Below are 24408 nucleotides of genomic sequence, written 5' to 3'. Positions count from 1 at the left end.
TCAACCAGATGGGGGAAGCGCTGTCGACCATGGTGTCGCACATCCGCAGGGCCGCCGAAGAGGTCAACGGCCGGGCGCAGGCGTTGTCCGGTTTGTCCGGCGGTGCCTATGAAGGCATGGAGCAGCAGTCCGGCGAAATCACCAGCATGGCCGGCGCGGTGGAGGAATTCAGCGCCACTTCGCTGAACATCGCCGACAACATGGGCAACACCGAGCGCCTGGCCCAGGAAAACGCGCAGCAGACCCGCATCGGCCGCAACTCGATGCAGGAGGCGTCGTCGTCCCTGGAACACATCGCCACCGCCCTGAACAGCACGGCCACGGTGATCAACACCTTGGGCCAGCGTTCCCAGGAAATCGGCGGGATCGTTGGCGTGATCACTTCGATCGCCGAACAGACCAACCTGCTGGCGCTCAATGCCGCCATCGAAGCCGCCCGCGCCGGCGAGCAGGGCCGTGGGTTTGCGGTGGTCGCCGACGAAGTGCGCAACCTGGCCTCGCGCACTCGCCAGGCCACCGATGAAATTTCCGGGATGATCCTAAGCATCCAGCAGGAAACCGGTAACGCCATCAGCACCATGGAACAGGGCAATACGCTGATGCAGGAAGGCCTGTCACGCAACGCCGACGTGGCGTCGGCCCTGGCACGCATCGACGAGCAGAGCCGCTCGGCCGGGCAGCAATTCGCCGCGATCACCACCGCCACCCAGGAGCAGAGCAGCACGGCGACGTTGCTGAGCAGCAACCTGCAGAGCATTGCGCTGGCCAACAGCGAGCAACGCGAAGTGGTGTCGAACCTGGCGATTACCGCCAAGGAGCTGGAGACGCTGGCGGCAGGCTTGCGCCAAGAGGTCGATCGGTTTCGTTGAAGGCGCGCCTGGAACGGCTAGCGTGCCTTGAGCGCGTTAGCCAGGCGCTGCATGGCGGTTTCGATTTCATGGGCGGTCAAGGACGAGTAGCCCAATAACCATCCCTGTTGCGTGGCCGCACCGGCATACAACCGACTGAGGCCGGACAGTTGCACACCCGCGCTGGCGGCCTGGCGGATGGTTTTTTCTTCCGACCACCCCTCATGCAGCACGCAAGGGATTTGCAGCCCACCCTGGGGCCGGCATGCCGTGACCACATCGCCGAGGTACTTGCCGATGGCGTCGAGCATGATGGCTTGGCGCCCGGCGTAGAGTTTGCGCATCGCCCGGACATGGGCGTTGTAATGCCCGTCCTCCATGAAGCGCGCCAGCGTCAGTTGCAGGATTTGCGGAGTGTGGCCGTCCATCATGCTGCGCGCATAGGTGAAGGCCTTGACCAGTTCCGGGGGCAGCACCATGTAGCCCATGCGCAGGCCGGGGAACAGGGTCTTGCTGAAGGTGCCGAGGTACAGCGTGCGCTGGTACTTGTCCAGGCCCTGCACGCAGGCCGTGGGTTTGCCTTCGTAGTGGAACTCGCTGTCGTAGTCATCTTCGATGACCCATTTGCCTTTTTCCGCGGCCCAGTTGATCAACTCCAGACGCCGCTCCAGGGTCAGCGTGGCGCCGGTCGGGTATTGATGAGACGGCGTGATATACACGCAGTGGGCGCCGCTGCGGTCGGCGTGCAGCAGGTCGGTGCGGATGCCCGCCGCATCGACATCGATGGGCACGACCTTGGCCTCGGCGGTTTCGAAGGCCTTCCTGGCGCCGTAGTAGCCCGGGTTTTCCAGCAGGATCGGTTTGCCGACGTCCACCAGCAGTTGCGCACACAGAAACAGCGCCTGGCGCGTACTGCTCAGCACCAGGACCTGGTCGGGCGAGCACTTCGCCCCACGCTCAAGGTTCAAGTACGTCGCGATGGCTTTGCGTAACGACTCGGCTCCTTGCGGGTCACCGTGCAACAGCACGCTGCTGCGATAGTCCTTCATCACCTGGCGCTGCAGGCGCTCCCACACATCGGTCGGGAACGAGCGGGTTTCGGGCAGGCCCGTGGCGAATGCCTTGATCACCTGTTGATCGTTCACGCCGCCGCTGTCGAGGATCATCCGCCCGCGCAGGCTCAAGCCGGCGCCCGGTGCGGCCTGGCTGGTTTTGACGGCCTGCGCCTTGATGCGGCGGCGCGAGGCACCGCGCAATTCGGTGCCGATGGCCTCGCACACGTAACTGCCGGAGCCCTCGCGCCGCACGATAAAACCATCGCGGTGCAACTGCACGTAGGCGTTCTCCACCGTGTCGCGCGCGACCCCCAACGACGTGGCCAACACCCGCGTCGCCGGCAGCTTCAGGCCCGGCGAGAGTGCGCCGTCGAGGATCAAGGCGCGCAGCGCGCGTTGAATGCGCTGGTGCAGGCCCAACTGCTGGAATTGCGCGTCGTTGAGGCGCATCTGCAGGGTTTCCAGCGCGAAGGATTTTGCCATGCGGTCTGCCTCGCCCTGAAGAATTGGCCGGTAATAGCAGGCCAGTCTATCCGTAGACTTTCACCTGTGCCACTGCCTTCACGCCGGCCAATGACCCATCACGCGAGGCTCAACCCCTCATCTGGCAAGGAGCAAAGTCCCTATGTCTTCGTCAATATCGCCGTCGCCGCTGCGCCCGCGCGACCTGTTGCACCCCATCGTGGCCGGGCTGATTTCAGTCATCGTCAATTATGGCGGTACGTTCATTCTGGTGTTCCAGGCGGCCAAGGTGGCCGGGCTCAGCCCCGAGCTGACGGCTTCGTGGGTCTGGTCGGTATCGATCGGCGTGGGGGTGACCGGGCTGTTTCTCAGTTGGGTGAGCCGTGAGCCGATCATCACCGCCTGGTCGACCCCCGCTGCGGCGTTTCTGGTGGTCGCGCTGTCTGCCACGCCTTACGCCGAGGCGGTCGGCGCGTACATGGTTTCAGCCGCTGCGTTTGTGCTGCTGGGGCTGTCCGGCTGTTTCGAAAAAGTCATCCGGCTGATTCCGCCGGGCATCGCGGCGGCCATGCTGGCGGGGATTCTGCTGCAGTTCGGCATCGGCGCGTTTGGTGGCATGAGCCTCGACCCGGTGCTGGTCGGCGTGTTGATCGCCGCTTACGTCGGGCTCAAGCGCTTTACTGCGCGCTACGCGGTCGTCGGCATTCTGCTGCTGGGCTTGGGATTCCTGCTGGTGCAGGGGCGGGTGGACTTGTCGGGCCTGTCCCTGCAACTGGCGGCGCCGGTATTCACCCGGCCCGAGTTTTCGCTCAATGCGTTGCTCAGTGTGGCGCTGCCGCTGTTTCTGATCACCCTCACGGGCCAGTACATGCCGGGCATGCTGGTGCTGCGCAACGATGGTTTCAAGACCAGCGCCAACCCGATCCTGACGGTGACCGGGTTGGGGTCGCTGCTGATGGCGCCGTTCGGCTCGCACGCGTTCAACGTCGCGGCGATCACGGCGGCCATCTGCACAGGCAAGGAAGCCTCGGAGGACGCGTCCAAGCGCTGGGTCGCCGGGGTTGCCGCTGGGGTGTTCTACATCCTCGTCGGGGTGTTCGGGGTAACGCTGGCCGCCGTATTCATGGCGTTCCCGCCGGCATTCATCACCACGCTGGCCGGCTTGGCCCTGCTGGGCACCATCGGCGCCAGCCTGGCCAACGCGATGGCGGACGTCAGGTCGCGTGAAGCCGCGCTGATCACCTTTCTGGCGTGCGCCGCCAACATCAACCTGCTCGGGATCGGCGGCGCGTTTTGGGGGTTGTTGATCGGGTTGGCTGCGTATGCGTTGCTCAACGGCCGCTTGCCACGGCGCCGTGCGCCGGCTTCCGAGGCAGTGGCGGCGGCCAAGGGAGCGGCCCAATGATGCGCGCCGAACCGCCAGCCAGCGCCACCCTGCATGCGCGTCACGGGCGTTACCCGCAGGCCACCAGCGTGGAGGACTTCCGGCGCAATCTGGCGGCCGTACAGCAACGTATCGCCAGTGCCTGTGCGCGGGTCGGACGCGACCCGGCGAACGTGCGCCTGTTGCCGGTCAGCAAAACCTTTGACGAGGCGCACCTGCGCCTGGCGTATGCGGCGGGCTGTCGGCTGCTGGGTGAGAACAAGGTGCAGGAAGCCCAGCGCAAATGGCAGGCCATGAGCGATCTGGCCGATCTGCAGTGGTCGGTGATCGGCCACCTGCAAACCAACAAAGCCAAGCAGGTCGCGCGCTTTGCCAGTGAGTTCCAGGCGCTGGACAGCCTGCGAGTGGCCGAGGCGCTGGATCGTCGCCTGCAGATCGAAGGGCGCCAACTGGATGTGTTCGTGCAGGTGAATACCTCCGGGGAAGCCAGCAAATACGGCCTGGAACCGCACGCCGTCGCGGGTTTTCTGCAGGCCCTGCCAGCGTTCCCGGCCTTGCGCGTTCGCGGGCTGATGACGCTGGCGCTGTTTTCGGCCGATGTGGCCCGCGTGCGCCCGTGCTTTGTGCGGCTGCGCGAACTGCGCGAGCGCCTGCGCGATCACGCCCCGGCGGGCGTCAGCCTGGAGGAATTGTCGATGGGCATGTCCGGGGATTTCGAGATTGCCATCGAGGAAGGCGCGACCGTTGTCCGCGTCGGCCAGGCCATCTTCGGCGCCCGCGCCATGCCGGATGACTACTACTGGCCGAGCGCCGATCAACCGTCAACGACCTGACTTTTTCAGCAAGGACCTGTTCATCATGTACGACTCAACATTGACACTTGAAAGCTTCGACCCGCAGCTGTGTGAGGCGATTCATAACGAGGAGCGCCGTCAGGAAGACCATGTCGAGCTGATCGCTTCCGAAAACTACGCCAGCCCGCTGGTCATGAGTCTCCAGAGCACGGTACTGACCAACAAATACGCCGAGGGCTACCCCGGCAAGCGCTACTACAGCGGCTGCGAATACGTCGATGTGGCCGAGCGCCTGGCCATCGAACGGGTCAAGGCCCTGTTCGACTGCGATTACGCCAACGTGCAGCCCCATGCGGGCGCCCAGGCAAACGCCGCGGTGTTCCTGGCCTTGATCAAACCCGGCGATACGGTGATGGGCATGAACCTGGCCCAGGGTGGCCACCTGACCCACGGCAATCCCTCCAACTTCTCGGGCCGGCATTACCACATCGTGCCTTACGGGCTTGACCCGCAGACGGGCTTGCTCGACTACGACGAGATGGAGCGCATCGCTGTGGAAACGCGGCCGAAGATGCTGATCGGCGGGTTTTCGGCCTACTCGCGGTACAAAGACTGGGCGCGCATGCGGGCGATTGCCGACAAGGTCGGTGCGATTTTCTGGGTCGACATGGCTCACGTCGCCGGCTTGGTCGCCGCTGGCGAGTACCCGGACCCGTTGCCGCACGCCCACGTGGTCACCAGCACCACGCACAAGACCTTGCGTGGCCCGCGAGGCGGGTTGATTTTGTCCAAGGGCCAGGACGCAGCGTTTTACAAAAAACTCGATTCGGCGGTGTTCCCGGGTGTTCAGGGTGGGCCGTTGATGCATCAGATTGCCGCCAAGGCGGTGGCCTTCAAGGAAGCCTTGAGGCCCGAGTTCAAAACCTACCAGGCCCAGGTCGTGGTCAATGCCCGGGCCATGGCGGCCGTGTTGCAGCGGCGCGGTTACAGGATTGTCTCGGGTGGCACCGATAACCACATGATGTTGATCGACCTGTCCGACCGGCCTTACACCGGCAAAGACGCCGATGCGGCCTTGAGCAACGCCGGCATCACCGCCAACAAGAATTCGGTGCCCAACGATCCGCGCTCCCCCTTTGTCACCTCGGGGCTGCGCATCGGCACGCCGGCCGTCACCACCCGCGGTTTCGGCGTGTTCGAGTGCGAGCAACTGGCCGCTTGGCTGTGCGATGTCCTGGACGCCCTGCAACGCGGGGAGAGCGATAGCGTTGCGCTGCAGGTGCGTGAACAGGTGATTGCGCTGTGCCGCCGACACCCGGTTTATCGCTGACTTTTCCCTTCTAAACGTTGGCGCTGTCGACCTGACTGGAGGCTGAGGGGCGGTATTGCAGGGCTTCGGCAATGTGGCTGCGGCGGATGCTGTCTGTGTGTTCCAGATCCGCCAGCGTGCGGGCGACCTTGAGCAGGCGGTGGGCCGCGCGAAGGGACAGGGTCAGGCGCTCGCAGGCGCTTTCCAGCCAGGCTTCATCCGGCCTCGACAGCGCGCAATGCTGGCGCAACCCCGGTAGGTCGAGGAACGCATTGGCGCAGCCCTGGCGCTGTTGCTGGCGGTCCCGGGCCTGGGCTACCAGTGCCGAGGCGGTGGACGTGTTGTCGCCGGGCTGCGGGGCCGGGTTCAGCGCGGTGATTTCGCGAGCGACGGTCAGGTGCAGGTCGATCCGGTCCAGCAACGGCCCGGAGAGTTTGTTGCGATAGCGCTGGACCTGCTCCGGCGTACAGCGACAGCGTGCGCTGGGGTCGCCCATGTAACCGCAAGGGCAGGGGTTCATTGCGGCGACCAGTTGAAAGCGCGCCGGGAAACTCACGCGGTCGCGGGCGCGGGAGATCACGATATGCCCCGACTCCAGTGGCTCGCGCAAAACCTCGAGCACCTTGCGATCAAACTCCGGCAGCTCATCCAGGAACAGCACGCCATGGTGGGCCAAGGTGATTTCCCCCGGTTGCGGCTTTGACCCTCCACCCACCAGCGCCGGGCCGGAGGCCGAATGGTGCGGCTGGCGAAACGGCCGATGGGGCCAATGACTCAGGGGCGCCAGGCTGACCACTGATTGGATCGCTGCCACTTCCAGCGCTTCGTGCTCACTCAGCGGCGGCAGCAAACCCGGCAGGCGGCTGGCGAGCAAGGTCTTGCCGGTGCCGGGCGGGCCGCTGAACAACAGGTTATGCGCGCCTGCCGCAGCGATCAGCAGTGCGCGTTTGGCGGCGAGTTGGCCCTGGACTTCGCTGAGGTCCGGGTAAGGTTTGTTCAAGTACAGCAAACCGTCAGACTTGAAGGGCTCTATCGGCACATGCCCATTCAGGTGCGCCACCACCTGCAGCAGGTGGTCCACCGCAATCACCTTCAACCCCGATGCCAGGCAAGCCTCTTCGGCATTCGCCCGGGGCACGATCACGCTGCGCCCGGCCTTGCGCGCCGCGAGCGCTGCCGGCAACACACCTTTCACTGCGCGTACCTCGCCCGATAGCGCCAATTCCCCCAGGCATTCCACGTCGTCGAGCATCTGCGTCGGCACCTGCACGCTCGCCGCGAGAATCCCGAGGGCTATCGCCAGGTCAAAACGCCCGCCGTCCTTGGGCAGGTCGGCGGGCGCGAGGTTGAGGGTGATGCGGCGGGACGGGTATTGCAGCGCGGAGTTGAGGATGGCACTGCGCACGCGGTCCTTGCTTTCCTTGACGGCGGTTTCCGGCAAGCCCACCAGGGTGAGCGATGGCAGACCATTGGCCATGTGTACTTCGACGCTGACGGCAGGGGCTTCGACGCCGATCTGGGCGCGACTGTGGACGATGGCGAGGGACATGCTCATTCCTTGAAAGGGCGGACCGCTTCCTGCGGTTTTTCAAGGGTAGACGAGGTGGGGTCGAGCGGGACGCGGGAGGTTTTACAGAACGTATCCGCAGAGTGACGCAGAACAGGTGGGGGCGCTGGCTTGCGTGCGATAGGGGCGGTCAGGCGTATCAGAGGGACCGAGGTGATTCCATCGCAGGCAAGCCAGCTCCTACATTGGTCGGGGTTTATTCAGAGGCTGCCGGGGTCAACCGCGCTTCCAGCTCCGCCACTTTCGCCTCCAGGCTTTCCAGGCGTGCTCGGGTGCGGGCCAGCACCACCATTTGGCTGTCGAATTCTTCCCGGCTGACCAGGTCGAGCTTGCTGAAGCCGCTTTGCAGCAAGGCCTTGAACTGGCTTTCGATTTCATTGCGGGGCAGCGGGGTCTCGCCGCTGAACAGGCGGGAGGCATGGCCGCTCAGGGCGTCGAGGAGGTCTTTGGGCGCGAGCATGGGAAATATTCCGGAAAACTGTTGGCGGGCAGTGTATCACGCAGCGTCTATAGTCATTTCCACGACCTCGGGCGCACGCTTTTCGCGCAGGGTGTCGGGCGGTAGCGCACCGTTTTCGTGCGCAATCACCCCGCCAAAAAGCCCCGCAGGTGGGCATAAGTGGGCAAGGGACTGATTTCAGTGGTTTTTACGGAGCTGGCAAGGTTTCTGCTTAGACGAACATGACCCATGCACTGATGCAGTCGCTGTGACGAATGCAGTGCGCCGACGGATCAGGGGTACAGGTTTCGTCACCAGTGGTTCGCTGGCGTCGCAATGGCAACTGCTCTTGCGACGATGCGTTACAAAGCCAGGCGCTGCGCTTAGACTTGAGACGGGTTTGTTTTCCTGGGGCAAGTCCACCAATTCGGGAGAGAGTTTTCATGAAGCTAGTCACTGCCATCATCAAGCCGTTCAAGTTGGACGATGTACGCGAGTCGTTGTCCGAAATCGGCGTGCAGGGCATTACCGTTACTGAGGTCAAAGGCTTCGGGCGGCAGAAGGGTCACACCGAGCTGTATCGCGGCGCGGAATACGTGGTTGATTTCCTGCCGAAGGTGAAGATTGATGTCGCCATTGACGACAAGGATCTTGATCGGGTTATCGAGGCGATAACCAAGGCCGCCAACACCGGCAAGATCGGTGACGGCAAGATCTTTGTGGTCAATCTGGAACAGGCTATTCGCATCCGTACCGGCGAAACCGATACCGACGCAATCTAAGCCGCCAAACCCAACGCCCCAGGAGAAAACAATATGACTCTGCGTAAATTCGCAGGGCTCGGAGCCCTGTTGTCCATCGTAATGCCAAGCCTGGCCATGGCGGCAGACGAAGTGGCTGCTCCAGTCCTCAATTCCGGCGACACCGCGTGGATGCTGACATCCACCGCGCTGGTGCTATTCATGACCATTCCCGGCCTGGCGCTGTTCTACGGCGGTATGGTTCGCTCGAAAAACATTCTGTCGGTGATGATGCAGTGTTTTGCCATCACTGGCCTGATCAGCATTCTGTGGGTCATCTACGGTTACAGCATCGCGTTTGACACGACCGGCATGGAGCAGGGCGTTGTAAACTTCAACTCCTTCTTTGGCGGCATGGGCAAGGCGTTCCTGGCGGGCGTAACCCCGGCCAGCATCACCGGGCCTGCGGCGCTGTTTCCGGAAGCGGTGTTCGTCACCTTCCAGATGACCTTCGCCATCATCACCCCGGCGCTGATCGTCGGTGCGTTCGCCGAGCGCATGAAGTTCTCCGCGATGCTGATCTTCATGGCTATCTGGTTCACCCTGGTTTACGCGCCGATCGCACACATGGTCTGGAGCGGCAATGGTGGCCTGCTGTGGGACTGGGGCGTGCTGGACTTCGCTGGTGGCACCGTGGTGCATATCAACGCGGGTGTGGCTGGTCTGGTGGCGTGCATCGTGCTTGGCAAGCGTAAAGGCTACCCGACTACCCCGATGGCCCCTCACAACCTGGGTTACACCTTGGTCGGTGCGGCCATGCTGTGGGTCGGTTGGTTCGGCTTCAACGCCGGCTCCGCTGCTGCGGCCAACGGCACTGCCGGTATGGCGATGCTGGTGACCCAGATCGCTACAGCTGCTGCGGCGCTGGGCTGGATGTTCGCCGAGTGGATCACCCACGGTAAGCCAAGTGCCCTGGGCATCGCCTCGGGTGTGGTGGCTGGCCTGGTCGCCGTCACGCCTGCGGCAGGCACCGTGGGCCCGATGGGCGCTCTGGTGATCGGCCTGGTTGCCGGTGTGATCTGCTTCTTCTGCGCCACCAGCCTCAAGCGCAAGCTGGGCTATGACGACTCCCTGGATGCGTTCGGCGTACACGGTATCGGTGGCATCGTCGGTGCGATCCTCACGGGCGTTTTCGCAGCCCCAGCCCTGGGCGGCTTCGGCACCGTGACTGACGTGGCGGCCCAAGTCTGGATTCAGTGCAAAGGCGTCGGCTTCACTGTGATCTACACCGCCATCGTGACCTTCATCATCCTCAAGGTGCTGGATATGGTCATGGGCCTGCGGGTTACCGACGAAGAAGAGGCTGTCGGCCTCGACCTGGCACAACACAACGAACGCGGCTACAACTTGTAAGTAGGCGAAAAAAACATGCCCGGCTTGCCGGGCATTTTTTTGTCTGGTGTTTGTCACTCATGACGCGGGATGCCGGGTTTTTGCGTCGCGTGGATGATGGCGCTCACACGGCACTTTTCCGGGTGCGAATGTCTTACAGGCATGTAGGCGTATTCGACACTTTGTTTTTTCCCAGAGCGCGCTAGAATGCGCGCCGATGGGCGGAGAACTGTATGTGGCAACAGACCCTGATTACCCTGCGGGCCAAGCCCCGGGGCTTTCACCTGGTAACCGACGAGTTGCTTGCCGGTTTGCCTGAATTGAAGGCGTGTCGCGTGGGCCTGTTGCATCTGTGGTTGCAGCATACCTCGGCCTCGTTGACCATCAACGAGAATGCCGATCCGGCGGTTCGTCGTGACTTCGAGCGTTTTTTCAACTCGCTGGTGCCGCAAGGCCGAGCCGGGTTCGAACACAACGACGAAGGCCCGGACGATCTGCCGGCGCACTTCAAGGCCAGTCTCCTGGGTTGCCAGCTGAGTTTGCCGGTCAAGGCCGGCCGCTTGGCGATGGGGACCTGGCAAGGTGTTTATCTGGGCGAGCACCGTGATCATGGCGGTGCTCGTAAAGTCCTCGCCACTTTGCACGGTGATGGGGCATAAGCCACTGGTTATCCGGTGGATGTTGATTTTTTTCCGGCGACCTTCGACAGATGGTGAAGCTGGGCTATAACTAATCTGCTTTTCGCAAGTCATGAGGTAGAACATGAGCGACGATGATCTGGAAAACGACGAACTGGAAGTAGGCGACGAAGACGACACCGAAGAAGGTCTTGAGGCGGCAGCGGAAGACGTTGCTGACGACGACGGTGGCGATGACGTTCCTGTTCCGGCTGCCAAAGGCAAAGCCAAGGCCGCTGTTTCGGTCGATGAGCTGCCAAGTGTTGAAGCCAAGAACAAAGAGCGCGACGCGCTGGCCCGTGCGATGGAGGAATTCCTCGCTAAAGGCGGCAAAGTGCAGGAAGTCGAGGCCAACGTGGTGGCAGATCCACCCAAGAAGCCGGATAACAAGTACGGCAGCCGACCTATCTGAGGTCTGCTTCTGGCTTGCTGGAAAAGCCCGCCGTCGCTGCGGGCTTTTTCATGCCTGAAACAAATCCTACGGCTCACCGCCTGCCAATATAGGGGAGGCAAGCCCCCTCCCACTTACTGCCAGCTTTTGAGCAGCGGAGGCAGTTCCGTCAGGCTGCGAATCTGCGCATCCGGGAGTTTATCCCCTTCCCAGACCTTGCCTGTCGGGTTGAACCACACGGCACGCAGCCCCGCCTGTTGCGCTCCGGCGATGTCGTCACCGGGATGATCGCCGATATGCACCGCCGCGCTGGCGTCCACCCCGCCCCGTTGCAGCGCTTCCTGAAACAACCGCGCATCCGGCTTGGCGATGCCGATGTCTTCTGCGCGCAGCGCGAAGTGGAAGTAGTCCGCCAACCCGACGCGCTGTACGTCAGCGTTACCGTTGGTGATCACGCCCAGCAGGAAGTGTTTGCGCAGCGCTTGCAGCATCGGCTCGGCTTCGGGGAATACGGTGAGCTGGTGGCGCGCATGAATGAACGCTTCAAAGCACACATCGGCCATTTCCGTCGCTTCAGGTTGTGGATAACCGGCCTCTTCAAACGCGTGCATCAGTACGTGGTGGCGCAGCATGCTGATGCGGTGCTTGAGTTCGGGATGGCGTTCCAGCACCTGCTGGCGAAGGCTGGCGAAATGTTCCAGGGGCAGTTCGCCGACCTTGGCGGCATGGGTGGCCAGCCATTCGCGCATCGACGCTTCGGCGCTGATGATGACGGGGACGTTGTCCCAGAGAGTGTCGTCGAGGTCGAAGGTGATCAGCTTGATACTCATGAGTCGCCGCCCTTGATGCGTTTGGCCCGTGGATGGGCGCTGTCGTACACCGTTGCCAGGTGTTGGAAGTCCAGGTGGGTGTAGATCTGTGTCGTCTTGATATCAGAGTGGCCGAGCAGTTCCTGCACCGCGCGCAGGTCTTGGGACGACTCCAGCAAATGGCTGGCAAACGAGTGCCGCAGCATGTGCGGATGCAGGTTCTGCCCCAGCTCGCGCTCGCCGGCCGCCTTGACCCGCAGTTGAATCGCCCGCGGCCCCAGGCGCCGGCCCTGCTGGCTGACGAATACGGCGTCGTCCGCCGGGTTGGTCAGTGCGCGCAGGGGCAGCCACAGTTGCAGCGCTTCCCGGGCCTTCCTGCCCACCGGCAGCACGCGGGTCTTGCTGCCTTTGCCGAGCACTTGCACCAGGCCGTCGGCGAGGTCGAGCTGATCGAGGTTCAGCCCGGTCAGTTCCGACAGGCGCAGGCCCGAAGAATAGAACAGCTCCAGGATCGCCTGGTCACGATGGGCCAGGAAGTCGTCCTCGACGGCGCCATCGAGCAATTGCAGGGCGCGGTCGGTGTCGAGGGTCTTGGGCAGCCGCCGCTCGCCCTTGGGCGGGGCCAGCCCATTGGCCGGGTCGTGGTCGCACAGGCCTTCGCGGTTGAGGTAGTGATACAGGCCGCGCACCGCCGACAGCAGGCGCGCCAGGCTGCGCGAGGATTGGCCCTGCTGGTGCAGGCGCGCGATCAGGCTGCGCAGGCCCTGGATGTCCAAGGCCTTCCAGCTGGGGATCTGCTGCTTTTCGCAGTAGGCCAGGACCTTGTTCAAGTCCCGCCGGTAGGCCTCCAGGGTGTGGGGCGACACCTGGCGCTCGCTGCGCAGGTGTGCGCAGTAAGCGTCCAGTTGCCGTTCCATGGTCAGCGCACCGCGCGCAGGGCGGTGGTGAAGCGCGGTAATACGCGGCCCAGCACTTCGGCGATGTAGGTCAGGAACAACGTGCCCACCGAACTTTTGTAGTGCGCAGGATCACGGCTGGCGATGGCCAGTACCCCATGCAGGCCTTGATGGCTGAGGGCGACCACGGCGGTCGAGCCGATCTGCTTACGCTGCTCGGCGCCAAACAAAAAGTCCAGTTCATGCTCGCGCAAGGTGCCGCTGATGGTCTTGCCTTCGGAAAGCAGGCCGCCGATCGCCGTTTGCGCTTCGCCGCCGCTGACCCAGCGCCCGACCGGCATCGGGTTGTCGCTGAACAGGATCAGGCTGACGAAGGGCACCTGGAAGTCCTGGCGCAGGCTGTCTTCCACGGCGATCACAGTTTCTTCCAGGCTGGTGGCGTCCATCAGCGTCAGAATCAGGCGACGGGTCTTGTCGAACAGGCGGTCGTTATCGCGGGCGACGTCCATCAAGTGCGAGAGCCGATGGCGCATTTCGATGTTGCGCTCGCGCAGGATCTTCATCTGCCGCTCCACCAGCGACACGGTATCGCCACGCTGGTGGGGGATGCGCAGGGCTGGCAGCAGTTCTTCGTGTTCGACGAAGAAGTCCGGGTTAGCCTCAAGGTACGCCGCGACGGCAGCGGCCTCCAGACTTTCGCTCGGGGATGCTTGTGCGGGTACTTGAGGCTTATCGGTCATTTGCTTGGCTCACTCATAGACGGACCTGTCCTTCGTATACGCGCGTGGCCGGCCCGGTCATCATCACCGGGTGGCCGGGGCCTGCCCATTCGATGGACAAACGTCCGCCGGGCAGGTCGATCAGCAGCGGCGAATCCATCCACCCCTGGCTGATCGCGGCCACGGCAGCGGCGCAAGCACCGGTGCCGCAGGCCTGGGTTTCGCCAGCGCCGCGTTCCCATACGCGCAATTGCGCGCGGGAGCGGTCGATCACCTGCAGGAAGCCCACATTGACCCGTGCCGGAAAGCGCGGGTGATGTTCGATCTTCGGCCCCAGCTCGTGCACCGGCGCATTATTGATGTCGTCGACCCGCAGCACCGCATGGGGGTTGCCCATGGACACCGCCGCCAGTTCGACAGCCTGGCCGTCGACATCGACGGTGTAGTGGGTGGCCTGCTCGGTGGCCTGGAACGGAATATCCGCCGGCACCAGGCGTGGCGCGCCCATGTTGACGCTGATCTGGCCGTCGCTGCGGACATCCAGCTCGATCACGCCGCTCTTGGTCTCGACGCGAATCTGCCGCTTGGCGGTCAGGCGCTTGTCCAGCACAAAGCGGGCGAAGCAGCGCGCACCGTTGCCGCACTGTTCCACTTCGGAACCGTCGGAGTTGAAGATCCGGTAACGGAAATCCACCTCCGGGTTGCTCGGCGCCTCAACGATCAGCAACTGGTCGAAGCCGATGCCGGTATGACGGTCGCCCCACTGTTTGGCGTGCTTGGGCAGGATGTGCGCGTGCTGGCTGACCAGGTCAAGGACCATGAAGTCATTGCCCAGCCCGTGCATCTTGGTAAAACGCAGCAGCATGGCTTACTCCGGCAGCAGGCTTTCGCCAGCATACAACTCGGCTACCGTCTCGCGGCGACGCACTTCAAACGCTTGATCACCGTCCACCAGCACCTCGGCGGCACGCCCGCGGGTGTTGTAGTTGGAACTCATGACAAACCCGTAGGCACCGGCCGAATGAATGGCCAGCAGGTCGCCTTCTTCCAGGGCCAACTGACGATCCTTGGCCAGGAAGTCGCCGGTTTCGCAGATCGGGCCGACGACGTCATAGGCGCGCGCTGCGCTGTCGCGAGGCGTTACGGCGGTGACATTCATCCAGGCCTGGTACAGCGCCGGGCGGATCAGGTCGTTCATCGCCGCATCGACGATGGCGAAATCCTTGTATTCGGTGTGCTTGAGGTACTCGACCTGGGTCAGCAGCACGCCGGCATTGGCGACGATGTAGCGGCCCGGCTCGAACATCAGCGTCAGGTCGCGGTCTTCCAGGCGTTCGCGCACGGCCTTGATGTAGTCGCCGATCAGCGGCGGCTCTTCATCGCGGTACTGCACGCCCACGCCGCCACCGAGGTCGATGTGCTGCAGGTAGATGCCGCACTCGCCGAGGCGGTCGGTCAGCGCCAGCAGGCGGTCGAGGGCATCCAGGAACGGCGGCAGGGTGGTCAGTTGCGAGCCGATATGGCAGTCGACACCCAGCACTTCCAGGTTCGGCAATTGGGCGGCGCGGATGTACACGTCCTCGGCGTCGGCGATGGCGATGCCGAACTTGTTCTCTTTCAGGCCGGTGGAAATGTACGGGTGGGTGCCAGCGTCGACGTCCGGGTTGACGCGCAGGGAAATCGGCGCGCGAACGCCCATCTCGGCGGCGACCACTTGCAGGCGCTCCAGCTCGTCGGTGGATTCGACGTTGAAGCAATGCACGCCGACTTCCAGGGCACGGCGCATGTCTTCGCGGCTCTTGCCGACGCCGGAGAAGACGATCTTGTCAGCCTGGCCGCCAGCCGCCAGGACACGTTCCAGCTCGCCGCGGGAGACGATGTCGAAACCGGCGCCCAGACGCGCCAGGACATTGAGCACGCCCAGGTTGGAGTTGGCCTTGACCGCGTAGCACACCAGGTGCGGCACGCCGTTCAACGGGTCGGTGAAAGAGCGATATTGGGCTTCGATATGCGCGCGCGAGTACACATAGGTCGGGGTGCCAAAGCGCTCGGCAATTGCGGACAGCGCCACGCCTTCCGCGAACAGCTCGCCGTTCCGGTAGTTAAAAGCGTCCATGGGGTTCCCTTAGTAAGTGTCGTGCTTATGCGCTTTGGCAGGCTTTTGCGACGATTGCGCCTGTTCATTCGGGTCTTTGCTGTCATCGGGCAGATACAGCGGGCCTTTTTGACCACAGGCACTAACGAGGCAAGCGACCGCGACGAGCGCAGCAAGGGAAGAGATCAGGCGCTTCATGGCGAAATCCTTGAATATGCATTAATTGCGCCCGAGTATACCGACCACCCGCCAGCTTGCCTATGCGCCGGAATACCCGTCCGGCGGGGGTTTGCCGACATAACTGCGAAGCTGGCTACGCTTGTCGGGGATATTTCTTACCGCCATTGGTAATGAACTCGGTATCCTTTGCAATCGGCGGAGCGCGTCCGTATCGTGCGGCGCTTGAGCAAAACCAGACACTTTTGAGGTTGCCGCAATGAGTTTGACCGAAGCCCGTTTTCACGACCTGGTGGATTCGACCCAGAACGCGCTGGAAGATATTTTCGACGACAGCGGCCTGGATGTGGACCTGGAAAGCTCGGCCGGGGTGCTGACCGTCAAGTTCGAGAACGGCACTCAACTGATCTTCAGTCGCCAGGAACCGTTGCGCCAACTGTGGCTGGCGGCACGTTCCGGTGGTTTTCACTTCGATTACAACGAAGAAGACCGCAATTGGCAGTGCGATACCAGCGATGAGCTGCTCAGCGAAATGCTCGCGCGGCTGGTTCAGGAACAAGCCGGCGTCGAGCTCAGCTTCGATGAGCTGAACCCCGACGAGAATTGATTGTGAGCCAGCCTGCAATCGTGCGTCCGCCCAAGCCGTTGTTCAGTAATGTCAGCCCGGCGGTGCCGTCACCTTGTATCAGTTTGTGTCGGCTGGACGAGGCAAAAGTCTGCCTTGGCTGCTTTCGCCATGTGGAAGACATCCGTGAATGGCGCTCCGCCGATGATCAGCGGCGACGCGTGATCGTGGCCCAGGCCGAGCGGCGCAAAGTCGGGCCTTGAGCCCGTCTTGTTTATTTACGGTGCTGTGGTAGTGTCCGGGTACACCTCAACTCATCGAGGTCCGTGAGAACCCCGCCTTTTCCTGGCGGGGTTTTGCTTTTTTGTGCAGAAAAAAGGAGTCTGCCTGAATCATGACCGCACCTTCCATCATTCTTACCCGTCTCGACGTGCAGCGTCTTGAGCAACTGATCGACCGTGTCGGCGAGAATTCGCCAGGTGTAGAAGCCCTGCAGCACGAACTCGACCGCGCCGAAGAAGTGGTTGGCCACGATGAAGTGCCTGCAAGCGTCGTGACCATGAACTCCAGCGTGCATTGCCGCGAGCAAGGCAGCGGCAAGGACTATCACCTGACCCTGGTTTACCCCAAGGATGCGAATGCCGACGCGGGCAAGATTTCGATCCTGGCGCCGGTGGGCAGCGCGTTGCTCGGCCTGAAAGTGGGTCAGCACATCGACTGGCCGGCACCCGGCGGCAAGACCCTCAAGCTCGAACTGCTCAGTGTTGAAGGCCAGCCCAAAGACGGCGGCGCCTTCTCGCTTTAAATCTGCTTCAGTGCGTCATTGAGCGCCTGTTCCAGCTCGGCTTTGTAACGCAGGTACAGATTGCTCGGGCTTTGTACGTCGCCGAGCAGGCCCGACAGATCCAGATCAGTGATATAGCAGCGGTAGCGCTCGGTTTCGCGGCGCTGCCCGACGATCTCCCGGGCGACCACTGCAAACAGCTGGTCGCCAAACTCCAGTTCGGAAAACTCCCGCTGATTGCAGTACAGGGTGATCCCCACCTGGCCCGGCGCCGCCTTGCCGATAATCGCCTGCACGTCATAAAACGGCTTGTTGGCCGGGTTTTGCGGGGCCGGCCGGGGCTCGATACCGCGTGCGCGATTGCTGCCCGACGGCAACAGTTGGTAATACAAGGTTTGCACCGCGCCCAGCGGTTCTTGCGGGTCCAGGGGCGACAGCGCGTCCCGGCGATAGATGATCGACTGCAGAAAACGCTGCAACGGCGCCAGCAGGCTCTGTTCATCATGGAACGGCAAGCGTTGCTGCCAGAGCGCGTTGAACTCATCCAGCACATACAGCTCGGCGAAGCCTTCGTTGACCCGGTAAAACACCTGCACGCATTCGGCCATGCCCATCGGCAGCAGCAGCGCCAGGTCGTGGTCTTCCAGGGCCATGGCGTCCAGGTGCAACGGGCTGTAGCTGGCCAGTTCTTCGCTGAGGTAGGCGATCAGCGCGTCCTGGGTCGCCAGTGAGACGTGGGTGGCCTGGCCGGGCATCAGCTCCATCACGTGATAGTGCTGCTGCACCTGCAGCAAGTAGCGATGGTTGCCCTGGCCCAGCAGCAGGTTCTGCGCGGTGTCGAAGATGTCTTCCACGCGCTGGGCAATGAACTGTGCGCGGTTGTGGCAGAAGCAGCGCACCCGCAGGCGTGGCAGGTGGTCCGACGGCAACTGGTTGAGGTAGTCGCGCAGGCAGTCGAGCAGGGCATGGGGACCGTCGTAGCGGCTGACCATCACCTCGTTCCAGCTGTTGAGCGTGACCTGGTCGAGGGTCAGCACCAGGTTTTCGCGCACGCCGGCGTAACTCAGGGAGTCGGTGCGCTCGGTGGTCATCAGGATGTTCAGGTCGCGATGGTGCTTGAGCGGGTCGACGCCGACGTTGATCAGCAACAGCACTTCTTCCGGCACCGCCGAGCGCAGCAGGCGCTCTTCATCGACGCTGGCCAGGGGCAGGGCGATGGTCTGTTGCAGGCTGCCCAGCAGGTTGAACAGTTCGAATTCGGTCATGTCGCTGACGCCTGGGTGCAGCGCCAGGCGCGTGCTGCTGTCGATCACGCCGTTGCGGTGACACCAGGTGAGCATTTCCAGCAGGTCGCGGCTGCGCTTGATCGGCGCGAAGTGCTCCGATTCCAGGGCGGTGAGGTTGCCGTTGTACAGGCCCCAATGATGCTGGCCCGGTTCCTTGCGGTTGGCCGATTGCACCAGGGTCAGGGTGTCTTCGGCCAGGTCCGGGGCGATGCCGGGGTTGATGAATTCGACCTTGCCGGCCTTGCGTTCAAACGCCGCGTACAAGCGACGGCCAAGCACATTGAGGTCGCGCTTGTTGATCAGGCTGACGGTCTGTTCGGTGCGGGCGAACTGGGTCAGGAAGCGATAGCTGTAGTTCAGCTCATTGACCAGGGCGCGGCGCTCGGAGGCCACCTGGCGTACTTTCCATTGGCTGCGGCTGTCGAGCAGCGCCAGTTGGCGCTGGTCCCAACCCCATTCATGGGCCAGGCGTTCCAGCAACAGGCGCTGCCAGCCGACGGTGCGCTGGCCGGCGCTGAGCTTGCGGTTGACCTTCAAGTACAGCGCGCGCCGTACCAGTTCCAGGCGTTCCGGCTCGTTGCGCGCGTTGAGGTATTCCTCGATGCGCCGGTAGACCACGACGTAAGGGTCCAGCTCGTCCAGGTCCATCCGGTTGGCGAACACCGCCCGTTTGAAGCGCAGGCTCAGGCACTGCACATTCGGGTGCTCGCTGGCGTAGACCTCGGTCAACAGCAGCTTGAGCAGCGACTTGTAGGGCGATTCGATGCCCTTGAACAATTGCCACAGCCCGGCGCCAATGAACTCGCCGGGCGGGATGCGCGCCAGGTGGCCGAGGTCGAGGGTTTCATCGGCGCGGATAAAGCGTTTGGAAATCAGTGTGTGGGTGAACTCGGCGTAGCGCACTTCTTCATACACCGGCACCAGCCACCAGATCGGCGTGCGACCGGCGAGCCAGATGGCGGTGCGATAGAACTCATCCAGCAACAGATAATGCTGGGTGGTGCCGCAGTCGTCGGAGCTCAGTTGCGTGTCGCGTTCGCCCAAGACAAACCGGCTCGGCTCGATCAGGAAGAAGTGCGCCTCGGCGCCCATGCTCTGGGCCCAGGCTTCCAGTAACTGGCATTTCTTGCGCAGCTCGACCAGTTCGTTGTCGCTCAGGTCGGGGGCGTGGCATACCCACACGTCCATGTCGCTCTGGTCGGCTTGGGCCAATGTGCCGAGGCTGCCCATCAGGAACAGGCCATGGATCGGCTGCGGCGGGTTGCCGTGGCGCGGTTTGTAGGAGAACGAACGGGTCAGGCGTTGGGCTTCGTTCAGGGCCTGCGCGTCGGGTTCGAAATTCGACAGCCCGGCCGGGGTGCTGCCCGACACGTAACCGGGCAACAGCGGGTGATTGACGTGGAAAAACAGCGGCAGCAGGGTCAATACGCTTTGCTGGCGTGGCGTCAGCCCTTCGACAGCCCGGGCCATGCGCCCTGCGTTAAGCGCCATGAACCGCGCGCGCAGTTGGGCCAGCACCTTGCGGTCGATGCCTTCGTCCAGGTCGGGGCGGATCTCATGGGTGCGGGTCATGTCGAACTCGGCGGCGTGCAAGGCCCGACATGGGCGGCCGTGTAGGAGTTTACATTCAGAAGCGTAGGAGGTTTAGAGGGGAAACGGTTTTTGGCGTCAGAATTTTATCCGGTTCACGGCAATGCCCTCGGAATCCGCCGCGGCGGACTCCATGGGCAGTATCCGGAATCAGGCAGCTTCTTTGGTTGCGGCGGTGGTCAGGATGGTCAGCAGGGTTTGGGCTTGTTCTGCAGCGTCCCGGCCAAGGCTGGTCAGGTAACCGCCGTCCGGTTGGTCGATCAGTTTTTTCTCGAACAGGCGTTTGGCGGCGGCGATAGCAGTCGGTGCGGCAGTCTGATGGACTTTCAGACCTTCCTGGGAGCTGTCCAGGTTGAAGAGTGCAAGGATTTCCAGTTCGGCAACCAACTCAGGGGTATACGACATAGGGACTCCAGACTTTCTAAGAATTTGTTAGAGGCTAGCAGGCCCTAAGGTGAACGTACTTTGGCGGGCTGTCCAGTGGGAAACTCGCGGCTGTTGATATGGCGCAGTGTTGTGGCGAGGAAGCAGGCTTCCCGGCCACACGGGCGCTCGCTTCAGGCGTTTTCAGGCGGCAGCTCGGGCAGTGCGCGCAAGGCGGATTCATACCATTGGGTATCGAAGGCGCGGTCTTCGTCGAGCATCTTGTCGATTTCCACCGCCAGCACATGGGCCATCATGTTCAAAATCTCTTCGCGCTCGTAACCCACCAGCGTCAGCTTGTTGAACGTGGCCTTGGCGGCGGGCGGATTGTCGCTTTCGATCTGGTTTTCGATGGCCTGGGTCAGCGTGCTTTCGGTGAACGCTTCTTCGTCGTTGTCGATATCGGTCGGCTCGCTCATGGCAGGCTCCTCAAGAAAAGGGCGCCAGTCTACCCCCATTCAGGCAGGTGATGCTGCTAGCCAGGTTGGTCGGGCGGATCTATAACTCATGCAGCCAACCCCGCACATGGCCTGGAGGCTTTGCGATGCTCAAGCTCTACGGATTTTCGGTCAGCAATTACTACAACATGGTCAAGCTGGCGCTCTTGGAGAAAGGCCTGGCATTCGAAGAGGTGCCTTTTTTTGCCGGGCAAACACCCGCCGCCCTAGCGATCAGCCCGCGGGGAAAGGTGCCGGTGCTGGGTGTCAAACAGGGCTTTATCAACGAAACCAGCGTGATCCTCGAATACATCGAGCAAACCCAGGAAGGCCCCTCGCTGCTGCCGGCCGAACCGTTTCAGCGCGCTCAGGTGCTGACATTGTGCAGGGAAATCGAGCTGTACATCGAGCTGCCCGCCCGTGCGTGTTTCGCCGAAGCGTATTTTGGCATGCCGGTGCCGGAGGCGATCAAGGACAAAGCCCGGGCCGAGTTGCTGCTGGGGGTGGGGACGTTAGGTCGGCACGGCAAGTTCGCGCCTTACGTAGCGGGGGAGAGCTTTACGATTGCCGATCTGTATTTCATGTACAGCCTGAACCTCGCCTGCGGCGTGGCCGAGAAGCTGTTCGGCCTCGACCTGTTGGCTGAATTGCCGACGGCCAAGGCATTGCTGGAGCGTTTGCACGCCATGCCTAACGCCCTGAAGGTGGCGGCGGACAGGGAAGCGGCGATGCCGGCGTTCATGGCGATGGTGGCGGCGAAGAAGTGATCAATGTGGGAGGGAGCAAGCCCCCTCCCACATTTTCGACCTAGCGGCTGGCGAGCAGGACCTGACCGCGCACGACGGCGGCCTTGACCTGGGCCGGCGCGGTACCGCCCACGTGGTTGCGCGCATTCACCGAGCCTTCCAGGGTCAGCACGGCAAACACGTCCTGCTCGATCTGGTCGCTGAACTGGCGCAGTTCTTCCAGGCTCATTTCCGCCAGGTCCTTGCCGCTTTCCACGCCGTACTTCACGGCATGGCCGACGATTTCGTGGCAGTCGCGGAACGGCAGGCCACGGCGCACAAGGTAGTCCGCCAGGTCGGTCGCGGTGGAGAACCCACGTAGCGCCGCTTCACGCATGATCGCGTGCTTGGGCTTGATCGCCGGGATCATGTCGGCAAAGGCACGCAGCGAATCGCGCAGGGTGTCGGCGGCGTCGAACAGCGGTTCCTTGTCTTCCTGGTTGTCCTTGTTGTAGGCCAGGGGCTGGCCTTTCATCAGGGTCAGCAGGCCCATCAGCGCGCCGAATACGCGGCCGCTCTTGCCACGTACCAGCTCCGGCACGTCGGGGTTTTTCTTTTGCGGCATGATCGAGCTGCCGGTGCAGAAGCGGTCGGGCAGGTCGATGAACTGGAATTGCGCGCTGGTCCACAGCACCAGTTCTTCGGAGAAGCGCGACAGGTGCATCATCGCGATACTGGCGGCGGCGCAGAATTCGATGGCGAAGTCGCGGTCCGACACGCCGTCCAGGGAGTTGCCGCCCACGGCGTCAAAACCCAGCAGTTGTGCGGTGTACTCGCGGTCGATCGGGTAGGTAGTGCCCGCCAGCGCGGCGCTGCCCAACGGCATGCGGTTGGCGCGCTTGCGGCAGTCCACCAGGCGCTCGTAGTCGCGGCTGAGCATTTCGAACCAGGCCAGCAGGTGGTGGCCGAAGGTTACCGGCTGTGCGGTCTGCAGGTGGGTGAAGCCGGGCATGATGGTGTCCGATTCACGCTCGGCCTGTTCCAGCAAACCTTTTTGCAGGCGGGTGATTTCGGCCAGGATCAGGTCGATTTCGTCACGCAGCCACAGGCGGATATCGGTGGCCACCTGGTCGTTACGGCTGCGCCCGGTGTGCAGTTTCTTGCCGGTCACGCCGATGCGATCGGTGAGGCGGGCTTCGATGTTCATGTGCACGTCTTCCAGGTCGACGCGCCAGTCGAACGTGCCGGCTTCGATCTCGCCACGGATGGTGGTCAGGCCGTCGATGATGCTGTCGCGCTCGGCGTCGGTCAGCACGCCGACCTTGGCCAGCATCGTGGCGTGGGCGATCGAGCCCATGATGTCGTGGCGGTACAGGCGCTGGTCGAAGGTGACGGAGGCGGTGAAGCGGGCGACGAAGGCGTCGACGGGTTCACTGAAGCGGCCGCCCCAGGACTGGTTGGTCTTGTCGGTGCTCATGGATTCGCTCGTGATCTGCTTAAAAGAGGCGTGGAGGTGTGCCGACGATAATAACAGGGTTGCCCGTGGAGGCGGTGCTGCGGGTGGTCGGCATTTTATTTGTGCCAAGCATGGCTAAGTGCCTTGCCGCCGACCGCGTCCGGGAAGAGACTGGGCAGAGGTGCTTATTGAAACGATATTTGACGAATGAGCAATGTCGTCTCGGCGAGCGTCTACAGTTGGACTGATAGTGTGTGAATGCACCAAAGTCAGGTGATGCGGTCATAACCCTGACTACCATTAAACAAGGGGGGTATTCGGATTGTGTATCAGCAAACCCTACGACGATGCCCAAGGGCGGCAGGTTTTGGGCGCTATTGAACAGGTCCGGATAAATATGAGTGCCGCTCTCAGGGCACTTTTTGCCGCTCGCGCTAGTCTTAGCGTGGATCGCTGTGACGCAAGTCACCGCACCTGTCTACGCTATCCTTGTGCGAGACTCACGCAGGAATCCAGCGCAATATGAATGTCCTGATCGTTGATGACGAACCCCAAGCCCGCGAGCGACTGAGCCGTCTGCTCAGCGAACTCGAGGGTTATACAGTCCTTGAACCGAGCGCCAGCACGGGTGAGGAGGCGTTGACGTTGATCGACAGCCTCAAGCCGGATGTGGTGCTGCTCGACATCCGCATGCCGGGCCTGGATGGCCTGCAAGTCGCCGCCCGCCTGAGCGAGCGCGAATCGCCGCCGGCCGTGGTGTTGTGTGCCGCCGAGGAAGAATTCCCTGCCGAAACCCTGGAAGCCAGCGGTGTCAGCTTCCTGGCCAAGCCGGTGACTGCCGAGGTGTTGCTCAAGGCGTTGAAAAAAGCCGAGCGCCCCAATCGCGTCCAGCTTGCCGCCCTGACCCAGCCCGCCGCCCAGAGCGGTAACGGGCCGCGCAGCCATATCAGCGCGCGCACCCGTAAGGGTATCGAGCTGATCCCGCTGAGCCAGGTGGTGTACTTCATCGCCGATCACAAGTACGTGACCCTGCGTCACGAGTCTGGCGAAGTGCTGCTCGATGAGCCGCTCAAGGCCCTTGAGGATGAGTTCGGCGACCGTTTCGTGCGTATCCACCGCAACGCGCTGGTGGCCCGCGAGCGCATCGAGCGCCTGCAACGCACGCCCCTGGGGCACTTTCAGTTGTTCCTGAAAGGGCTTAACGGCGATGCTTTGATCGTCAGCCGCCGCCATGTCGCTGGCGTGCGCAAGATGATGCAGCAGCTTTAGTCCACGGGCTGCAGCGCGGTCTATAGTCGTGATCCCGGTGCGCTGTGGCCAGGGAGGCCCCGCACTTGCTGATTCAAATCAAAGCGAATTTGCCTGAGCTGTTATTATCTGCCGTATCT

Annotated in this window: 26 protein-coding genes; 13 read left to right on the top strand and 13 right to left on the bottom strand. The window is 62.7% G+C overall.

Annotated elements, in window-relative coordinates; translation table 11 throughout:
• Positions 1-8 precede the first annotated feature (8 nt).
• Positions 9-869 (top strand): methyl-accepting chemotaxis protein, encoded by an 861-nt coding sequence (locus RGV59_RS31650; protein ID WP_370737543.1) that lies wholly within the window; start codon positions 9-11, stop codon positions 867-869.
• Positions 870-886: 17 nt separating this feature from the next.
• Here RGV59_RS31650 and RGV59_RS04590 read toward each other — a convergent pair whose 3' ends face one another.
• Positions 887-2386: a PLP-dependent aminotransferase family protein gene (locus tag RGV59_RS04590; RefSeq protein WP_126585185.1), complete on the bottom strand. Its 1500-nt coding sequence runs from the start codon at positions 2384-2386 to the stop codon at positions 887-889.
• Between the two features lie 142 nt (positions 2387-2528).
• Here RGV59_RS04590 and RGV59_RS04585 point away from each other — a divergent pair, with 142 nt between their 5' ends.
• Genes RGV59_RS04585 through glyA form a run of 3 tightly spaced genes read left to right on the top strand, consistent with a single transcriptional unit; the run spans position 2529 to position 5873 of the window.
• Positions 2529-3770, top strand: a complete 1242-nt coding sequence (locus RGV59_RS04585; protein ID WP_102617847.1) for a benzoate/H(+) symporter BenE family transporter — start codon at positions 2529-2531, stop codon at positions 3768-3770.
• Positions 3767-4582: a YggS family pyridoxal phosphate-dependent enzyme gene (locus RGV59_RS04580; RefSeq protein ID WP_102617846.1), complete on the top strand. Its 816-nt coding sequence runs from the start codon at positions 3767-3769 to the stop codon at positions 4580-4582. Before RGV59_RS04585 ends, RGV59_RS04580 begins: the two co-directional genes overlap by 4 nt.
• A gap of 25 nt (positions 4583-4607) precedes the next feature.
• The gene (gene glyA, locus RGV59_RS04575; RefSeq protein ID WP_102617845.1) at positions 4608-5873 is read left to right on the top strand and encodes a serine hydroxymethyltransferase; all 1266 of its coding nucleotides are present in this window, start codon (positions 4608-4610) and stop codon (positions 5871-5873) included.
• Positions 5874-5883: 10 nt separating this feature from the next.
• On the opposite strand, the gene RGV59_RS04570 is transcribed toward glyA, so the two are convergent.
• Positions 5884-7401: a YifB family Mg chelatase-like AAA ATPase gene (locus RGV59_RS04570; RefSeq protein WP_079444919.1), complete on the bottom strand. Its 1518-nt coding sequence runs from the start codon at positions 7399-7401 to the stop codon at positions 5884-5886.
• A 214-nt stretch (positions 7402-7615) separates the two neighbouring features.
• Entirely contained in the window at positions 7616-7879 is a 264-nt protein-coding gene (locus tag RGV59_RS04565; protein WP_017845178.1) for an accessory factor UbiK family protein, read from the bottom strand.
• 422 nt (positions 7880-8301) lie between these two features.
• On the opposite strand from RGV59_RS04565, the gene glnK reads away from it, so the two are divergent.
• From glnK to sutA, 4 genes are all read left to right on the top strand, one after another.
• Positions 8302-8640, top strand: coding sequence for a P-II family nitrogen regulator (gene glnK / locus RGV59_RS04560; RefSeq protein ID WP_002555808.1), 339 nt, complete (start codon positions 8302-8304; stop codon positions 8638-8640).
• A gap of 33 nt (positions 8641-8673) precedes the next feature.
• On the top strand, positions 8674-10011 hold the full coding sequence (locus tag RGV59_RS04555) for an ammonium transporter (protein WP_017845177.1): 1338 nt from the start codon (positions 8674-8676) through the stop codon (positions 10009-10011).
• Between the two features lie 212 nt (positions 10012-10223).
• Positions 10224-10649 (top strand): secondary thiamine-phosphate synthase enzyme YjbQ, encoded by a 426-nt coding sequence (locus RGV59_RS04550; protein ID WP_017845176.1) that lies wholly within the window; start codon positions 10224-10226, stop codon positions 10647-10649.
• Positions 10650-10752: 103 nt separating this feature from the next.
• Positions 10753-11079 (top strand): transcriptional regulator SutA, encoded by a 327-nt coding sequence (gene sutA, locus RGV59_RS04545; protein WP_017845175.1) that lies wholly within the window; start codon positions 10753-10755, stop codon positions 11077-11079.
• A gap of 113 nt (positions 11080-11192) precedes the next feature.
• Here the strand turns inward: sutA and RGV59_RS04540 are convergent, their stop codons facing one another.
• Genes RGV59_RS04540 through lptM form a run of 6 tightly spaced genes read right to left on the bottom strand, consistent with a single transcriptional unit; the run spans position 11193 to position 15775 of the window.
• Positions 11193-11888 (bottom strand): HAD family hydrolase, encoded by a 696-nt coding sequence (locus RGV59_RS04540; protein ID WP_126585184.1) that lies wholly within the window; start codon positions 11886-11888, stop codon positions 11193-11195.
• The gene (xerC, locus tag RGV59_RS04535) at positions 11885-12784 is read right to left on the bottom strand and encodes a tyrosine recombinase XerC (protein ID WP_046381665.1); all 900 of its coding nucleotides are present in this window, start codon (positions 12782-12784) and stop codon (positions 11885-11887) included. The genes RGV59_RS04540 and xerC overlap by 4 nt, the downstream gene beginning before the upstream one ends.
• Positions 12785-12786: 2 nt before the next feature.
• Complete coding sequence (locus RGV59_RS04530; RefSeq protein WP_017845172.1) at positions 12787-13503, bottom strand: DUF484 family protein; 717 nt, start codon at positions 13501-13503, stop codon at positions 12787-12789.
• Between the two features lie 13 nt (positions 13504-13516).
• Positions 13517-14347 (bottom strand): diaminopimelate epimerase, encoded by an 831-nt coding sequence (dapF, locus tag RGV59_RS04525; RefSeq protein WP_017845171.1) that lies wholly within the window; start codon positions 14345-14347, stop codon positions 13517-13519.
• Between the two features lie 3 nt (positions 14348-14350).
• Positions 14351-15598 (bottom strand): diaminopimelate decarboxylase, encoded by a 1248-nt coding sequence (gene lysA, locus RGV59_RS04520; RefSeq protein WP_126585183.1) that lies wholly within the window; start codon positions 15596-15598, stop codon positions 14351-14353.
• Positions 15599-15607: 9 nt separating this feature from the next.
• Positions 15608-15775 (bottom strand): LPS translocon maturation chaperone LptM, encoded by a 168-nt coding sequence (gene lptM / locus RGV59_RS04515; RefSeq protein ID WP_017845169.1) that lies wholly within the window; start codon positions 15773-15775, stop codon positions 15608-15610.
• Positions 15776-16013: 238 nt separating this feature from the next.
• Here lptM and cyaY point away from each other — a divergent pair, with 238 nt between their 5' ends.
• From cyaY to rnk, 3 genes are all read left to right on the top strand, one after another.
• Positions 16014-16361 (top strand): iron donor protein CyaY, encoded by a 348-nt coding sequence (gene cyaY, locus RGV59_RS04510; protein WP_126585182.1) that lies wholly within the window; start codon positions 16014-16016, stop codon positions 16359-16361.
• Positions 16362-16363: 2 nt separating this feature from the next.
• Complete coding sequence (locus RGV59_RS04505) at positions 16364-16582, top strand: DUF1289 domain-containing protein (protein ID WP_026139803.1); 219 nt, start codon at positions 16364-16366, stop codon at positions 16580-16582.
• Between the two features lie 131 nt (positions 16583-16713).
• Positions 16714-17124 carry a nucleoside diphosphate kinase regulator gene (rnk, locus tag RGV59_RS04500; protein WP_017845167.1) on the top strand — a complete coding sequence of 137 codons (411 nt, stop codon included), beginning with the start codon at positions 16714-16716 and terminating at the stop codon, positions 17122-17124.
• Here the strand turns inward: rnk and RGV59_RS04495 are convergent.
• The 3 genes from RGV59_RS04495 to RGV59_RS04485 all read right to left on the bottom strand — a co-directional run bounded on the left by RGV59_RS04495 (position 17121) and on the right by RGV59_RS04485 (position 20821).
• Positions 17121-19961: a class I adenylate cyclase gene (locus RGV59_RS04495; protein ID WP_126585181.1), complete on the bottom strand. Its 2841-nt coding sequence runs from the start codon at positions 19959-19961 to the stop codon at positions 17121-17123. The two genes, rnk and RGV59_RS04495, sit on opposite strands and share 4 nt — an antisense overlap.
• A 168-nt stretch (positions 19962-20129) precedes the next feature.
• Entirely contained in the window at positions 20130-20384 is a 255-nt protein-coding gene (locus RGV59_RS04490) for a TIGR02647 family protein (RefSeq protein ID WP_017845165.1), read from the bottom strand.
• Positions 20385-20536: 152 nt separating this feature from the next.
• The gene (locus RGV59_RS04485; RefSeq protein WP_017845164.1) at positions 20537-20821 is read right to left on the bottom strand and encodes a hypothetical protein; all 285 of its coding nucleotides are present in this window, start codon (positions 20819-20821) and stop codon (positions 20537-20539) included.
• Positions 20822-20946: 125 nt separating this feature from the next.
• Here RGV59_RS04485 and RGV59_RS04480 point away from each other — a divergent pair, with 125 nt between their 5' ends.
• The gene (locus RGV59_RS04480; RefSeq protein WP_046381668.1) at positions 20947-21606 is read left to right on the top strand and encodes a glutathione S-transferase family protein; all 660 of its coding nucleotides are present in this window, start codon (positions 20947-20949) and stop codon (positions 21604-21606) included.
• A 40-nt stretch (positions 21607-21646) separates the two neighbouring features.
• Here RGV59_RS04480 and argH read toward each other — a convergent pair whose 3' ends face one another.
• Positions 21647-23041, bottom strand: coding sequence for an argininosuccinate lyase (gene argH, locus RGV59_RS04475; RefSeq protein ID WP_046381669.1), 1395 nt, complete (start codon positions 23039-23041; stop codon positions 21647-21649).
• Positions 23042-23542: 501 nt separating this feature from the next.
• Here argH and RGV59_RS04470 point away from each other — a divergent pair.
• A complete protein-coding gene (locus RGV59_RS04470; RefSeq protein WP_017845161.1) occupies positions 23543-24289 on the top strand; it encodes a LytR/AlgR family response regulator transcription factor in 747 nt (248 codons plus the stop codon).
• Positions 24290-24408: the final 119 nt, after the last annotated feature.

Source organism: Pseudomonas sp. FG1, from assembly GCF_034313875.1.
GTDB lineage: Bacteria > Pseudomonadota > Gammaproteobacteria > Pseudomonadales > Pseudomonadaceae > Aquipseudomonas > Aquipseudomonas veronii.
The sequence above is the reverse complement of the archived record's forward strand: the minus strand, read 5'-3'. Positions and strand labels throughout refer to the sequence as shown.

Bases quoted from the DNA above. Each gene is read 5' to 3' on its own strand.
- RGV59_RS04485 (WP_017845164.1), bottom strand. From the start codon at position 20,821: ATGAGCGAGCCGACCGATATCGACAACGACGAAGAAGCGTTCACCGAA.
- sutA (WP_017845175.1), top strand. From the start codon at position 10,753: ATGAGCGACGATGATCTGGAAAACGACGAACTGGAAGTAGGCGACGAA.
- dapF (WP_017845171.1), bottom strand. From the start codon at position 14,347: ATGCTGCTGCGTTTTACCAAGATGCACGGGCTGGGCAATGACTTCATG.
- RGV59_RS04565 (WP_017845178.1), bottom strand. From the start codon at position 7,879: ATGCTCGCGCCCAAAGACCTCCTCGACGCCCTGAGCGGCCATGCCTCC.
- RGV59_RS04490 (WP_017845165.1), bottom strand. From the start codon at position 20,384: ATGTCGTATACCCCTGAGTTGGTTGCCGAACTGGAAATCCTTGCACTC.
- glyA (WP_102617845.1), top strand. From the start codon at position 4,608: ATGTACGACTCAACATTGACACTTGAAAGCTTCGACCCGCAGCTGTGT.
- lptM (WP_017845169.1), bottom strand. From the start codon at position 15,775: ATGAAGCGCCTGATCTCTTCCCTTGCTGCGCTCGTCGCGGTCGCTTGC.
- RGV59_RS04590 (WP_126585185.1), bottom strand. From the start codon at position 2,386: ATGGCAAAATCCTTCGCGCTGGAAACCCTGCAGATGCGCCTCAACGAC.
- RGV59_RS31650 (WP_370737543.1), top strand. From the start codon at position 9: ATGGGGGAAGCGCTGTCGACCATGGTGTCGCACATCCGCAGGGCCGCC.
- RGV59_RS04495 (WP_126585181.1), bottom strand. From the start codon at position 19,961: ATGACCCGCACCCATGAGATCCGCCCCGACCTGGACGAAGGCATCGAC.
- RGV59_RS04530 (WP_017845172.1), bottom strand. From the start codon at position 13,503: ATGACCGATAAGCCTCAAGTACCCGCACAAGCATCCCCGAGCGAAAGT.
- RGV59_RS04570 (WP_079444919.1), bottom strand. From the start codon at position 7,401: ATGTCCCTCGCCATCGTCCACAGTCGCGCCCAGATCGGCGTCGAAGCC.
- RGV59_RS04555 (WP_017845177.1), top strand. From the start codon at position 8,674: ATGACTCTGCGTAAATTCGCAGGGCTCGGAGCCCTGTTGTCCATCGTA.
- cyaY (WP_126585182.1), top strand. From the start codon at position 16,014: ATGAGTTTGACCGAAGCCCGTTTTCACGACCTGGTGGATTCGACCCAG.
- lysA (WP_126585183.1), bottom strand. From the start codon at position 15,598: ATGGACGCTTTTAACTACCGGAACGGCGAGCTGTTCGCGGAAGGCGTG.
- rnk (WP_017845167.1), top strand. From the start codon at position 16,714: ATGACCGCACCTTCCATCATTCTTACCCGTCTCGACGTGCAGCGTCTT.
- RGV59_RS04480 (WP_046381668.1), top strand. From the start codon at position 20,947: ATGCTCAAGCTCTACGGATTTTCGGTCAGCAATTACTACAACATGGTC.
- RGV59_RS04550 (WP_017845176.1), top strand. From the start codon at position 10,224: ATGTGGCAACAGACCCTGATTACCCTGCGGGCCAAGCCCCGGGGCTTT.
- glnK (WP_002555808.1), top strand. From the start codon at position 8,302: ATGAAGCTAGTCACTGCCATCATCAAGCCGTTCAAGTTGGACGATGTA.
- xerC (WP_046381665.1), bottom strand. From the start codon at position 12,784: ATGGAACGGCAACTGGACGCTTACTGCGCACACCTGCGCAGCGAGCGC.
- RGV59_RS04585 (WP_102617847.1), top strand. From the start codon at position 2,529: ATGTCTTCGTCAATATCGCCGTCGCCGCTGCGCCCGCGCGACCTGTTG.
- argH (WP_046381669.1), bottom strand. From the start codon at position 23,041: ATGAGCACCGACAAGACCAACCAGTCCTGGGGCGGCCGCTTCAGTGAA.
- RGV59_RS04580 (WP_102617846.1), top strand. From the start codon at position 3,767: ATGATGCGCGCCGAACCGCCAGCCAGCGCCACCCTGCATGCGCGTCAC.
- RGV59_RS04470 (WP_017845161.1), top strand. From the start codon at position 23,543: ATGAATGTCCTGATCGTTGATGACGAACCCCAAGCCCGCGAGCGACTG.
- RGV59_RS04540 (WP_126585184.1), bottom strand. From the start codon at position 11,888: ATGAGTATCAAGCTGATCACCTTCGACCTCGACGACACTCTCTGGGAC.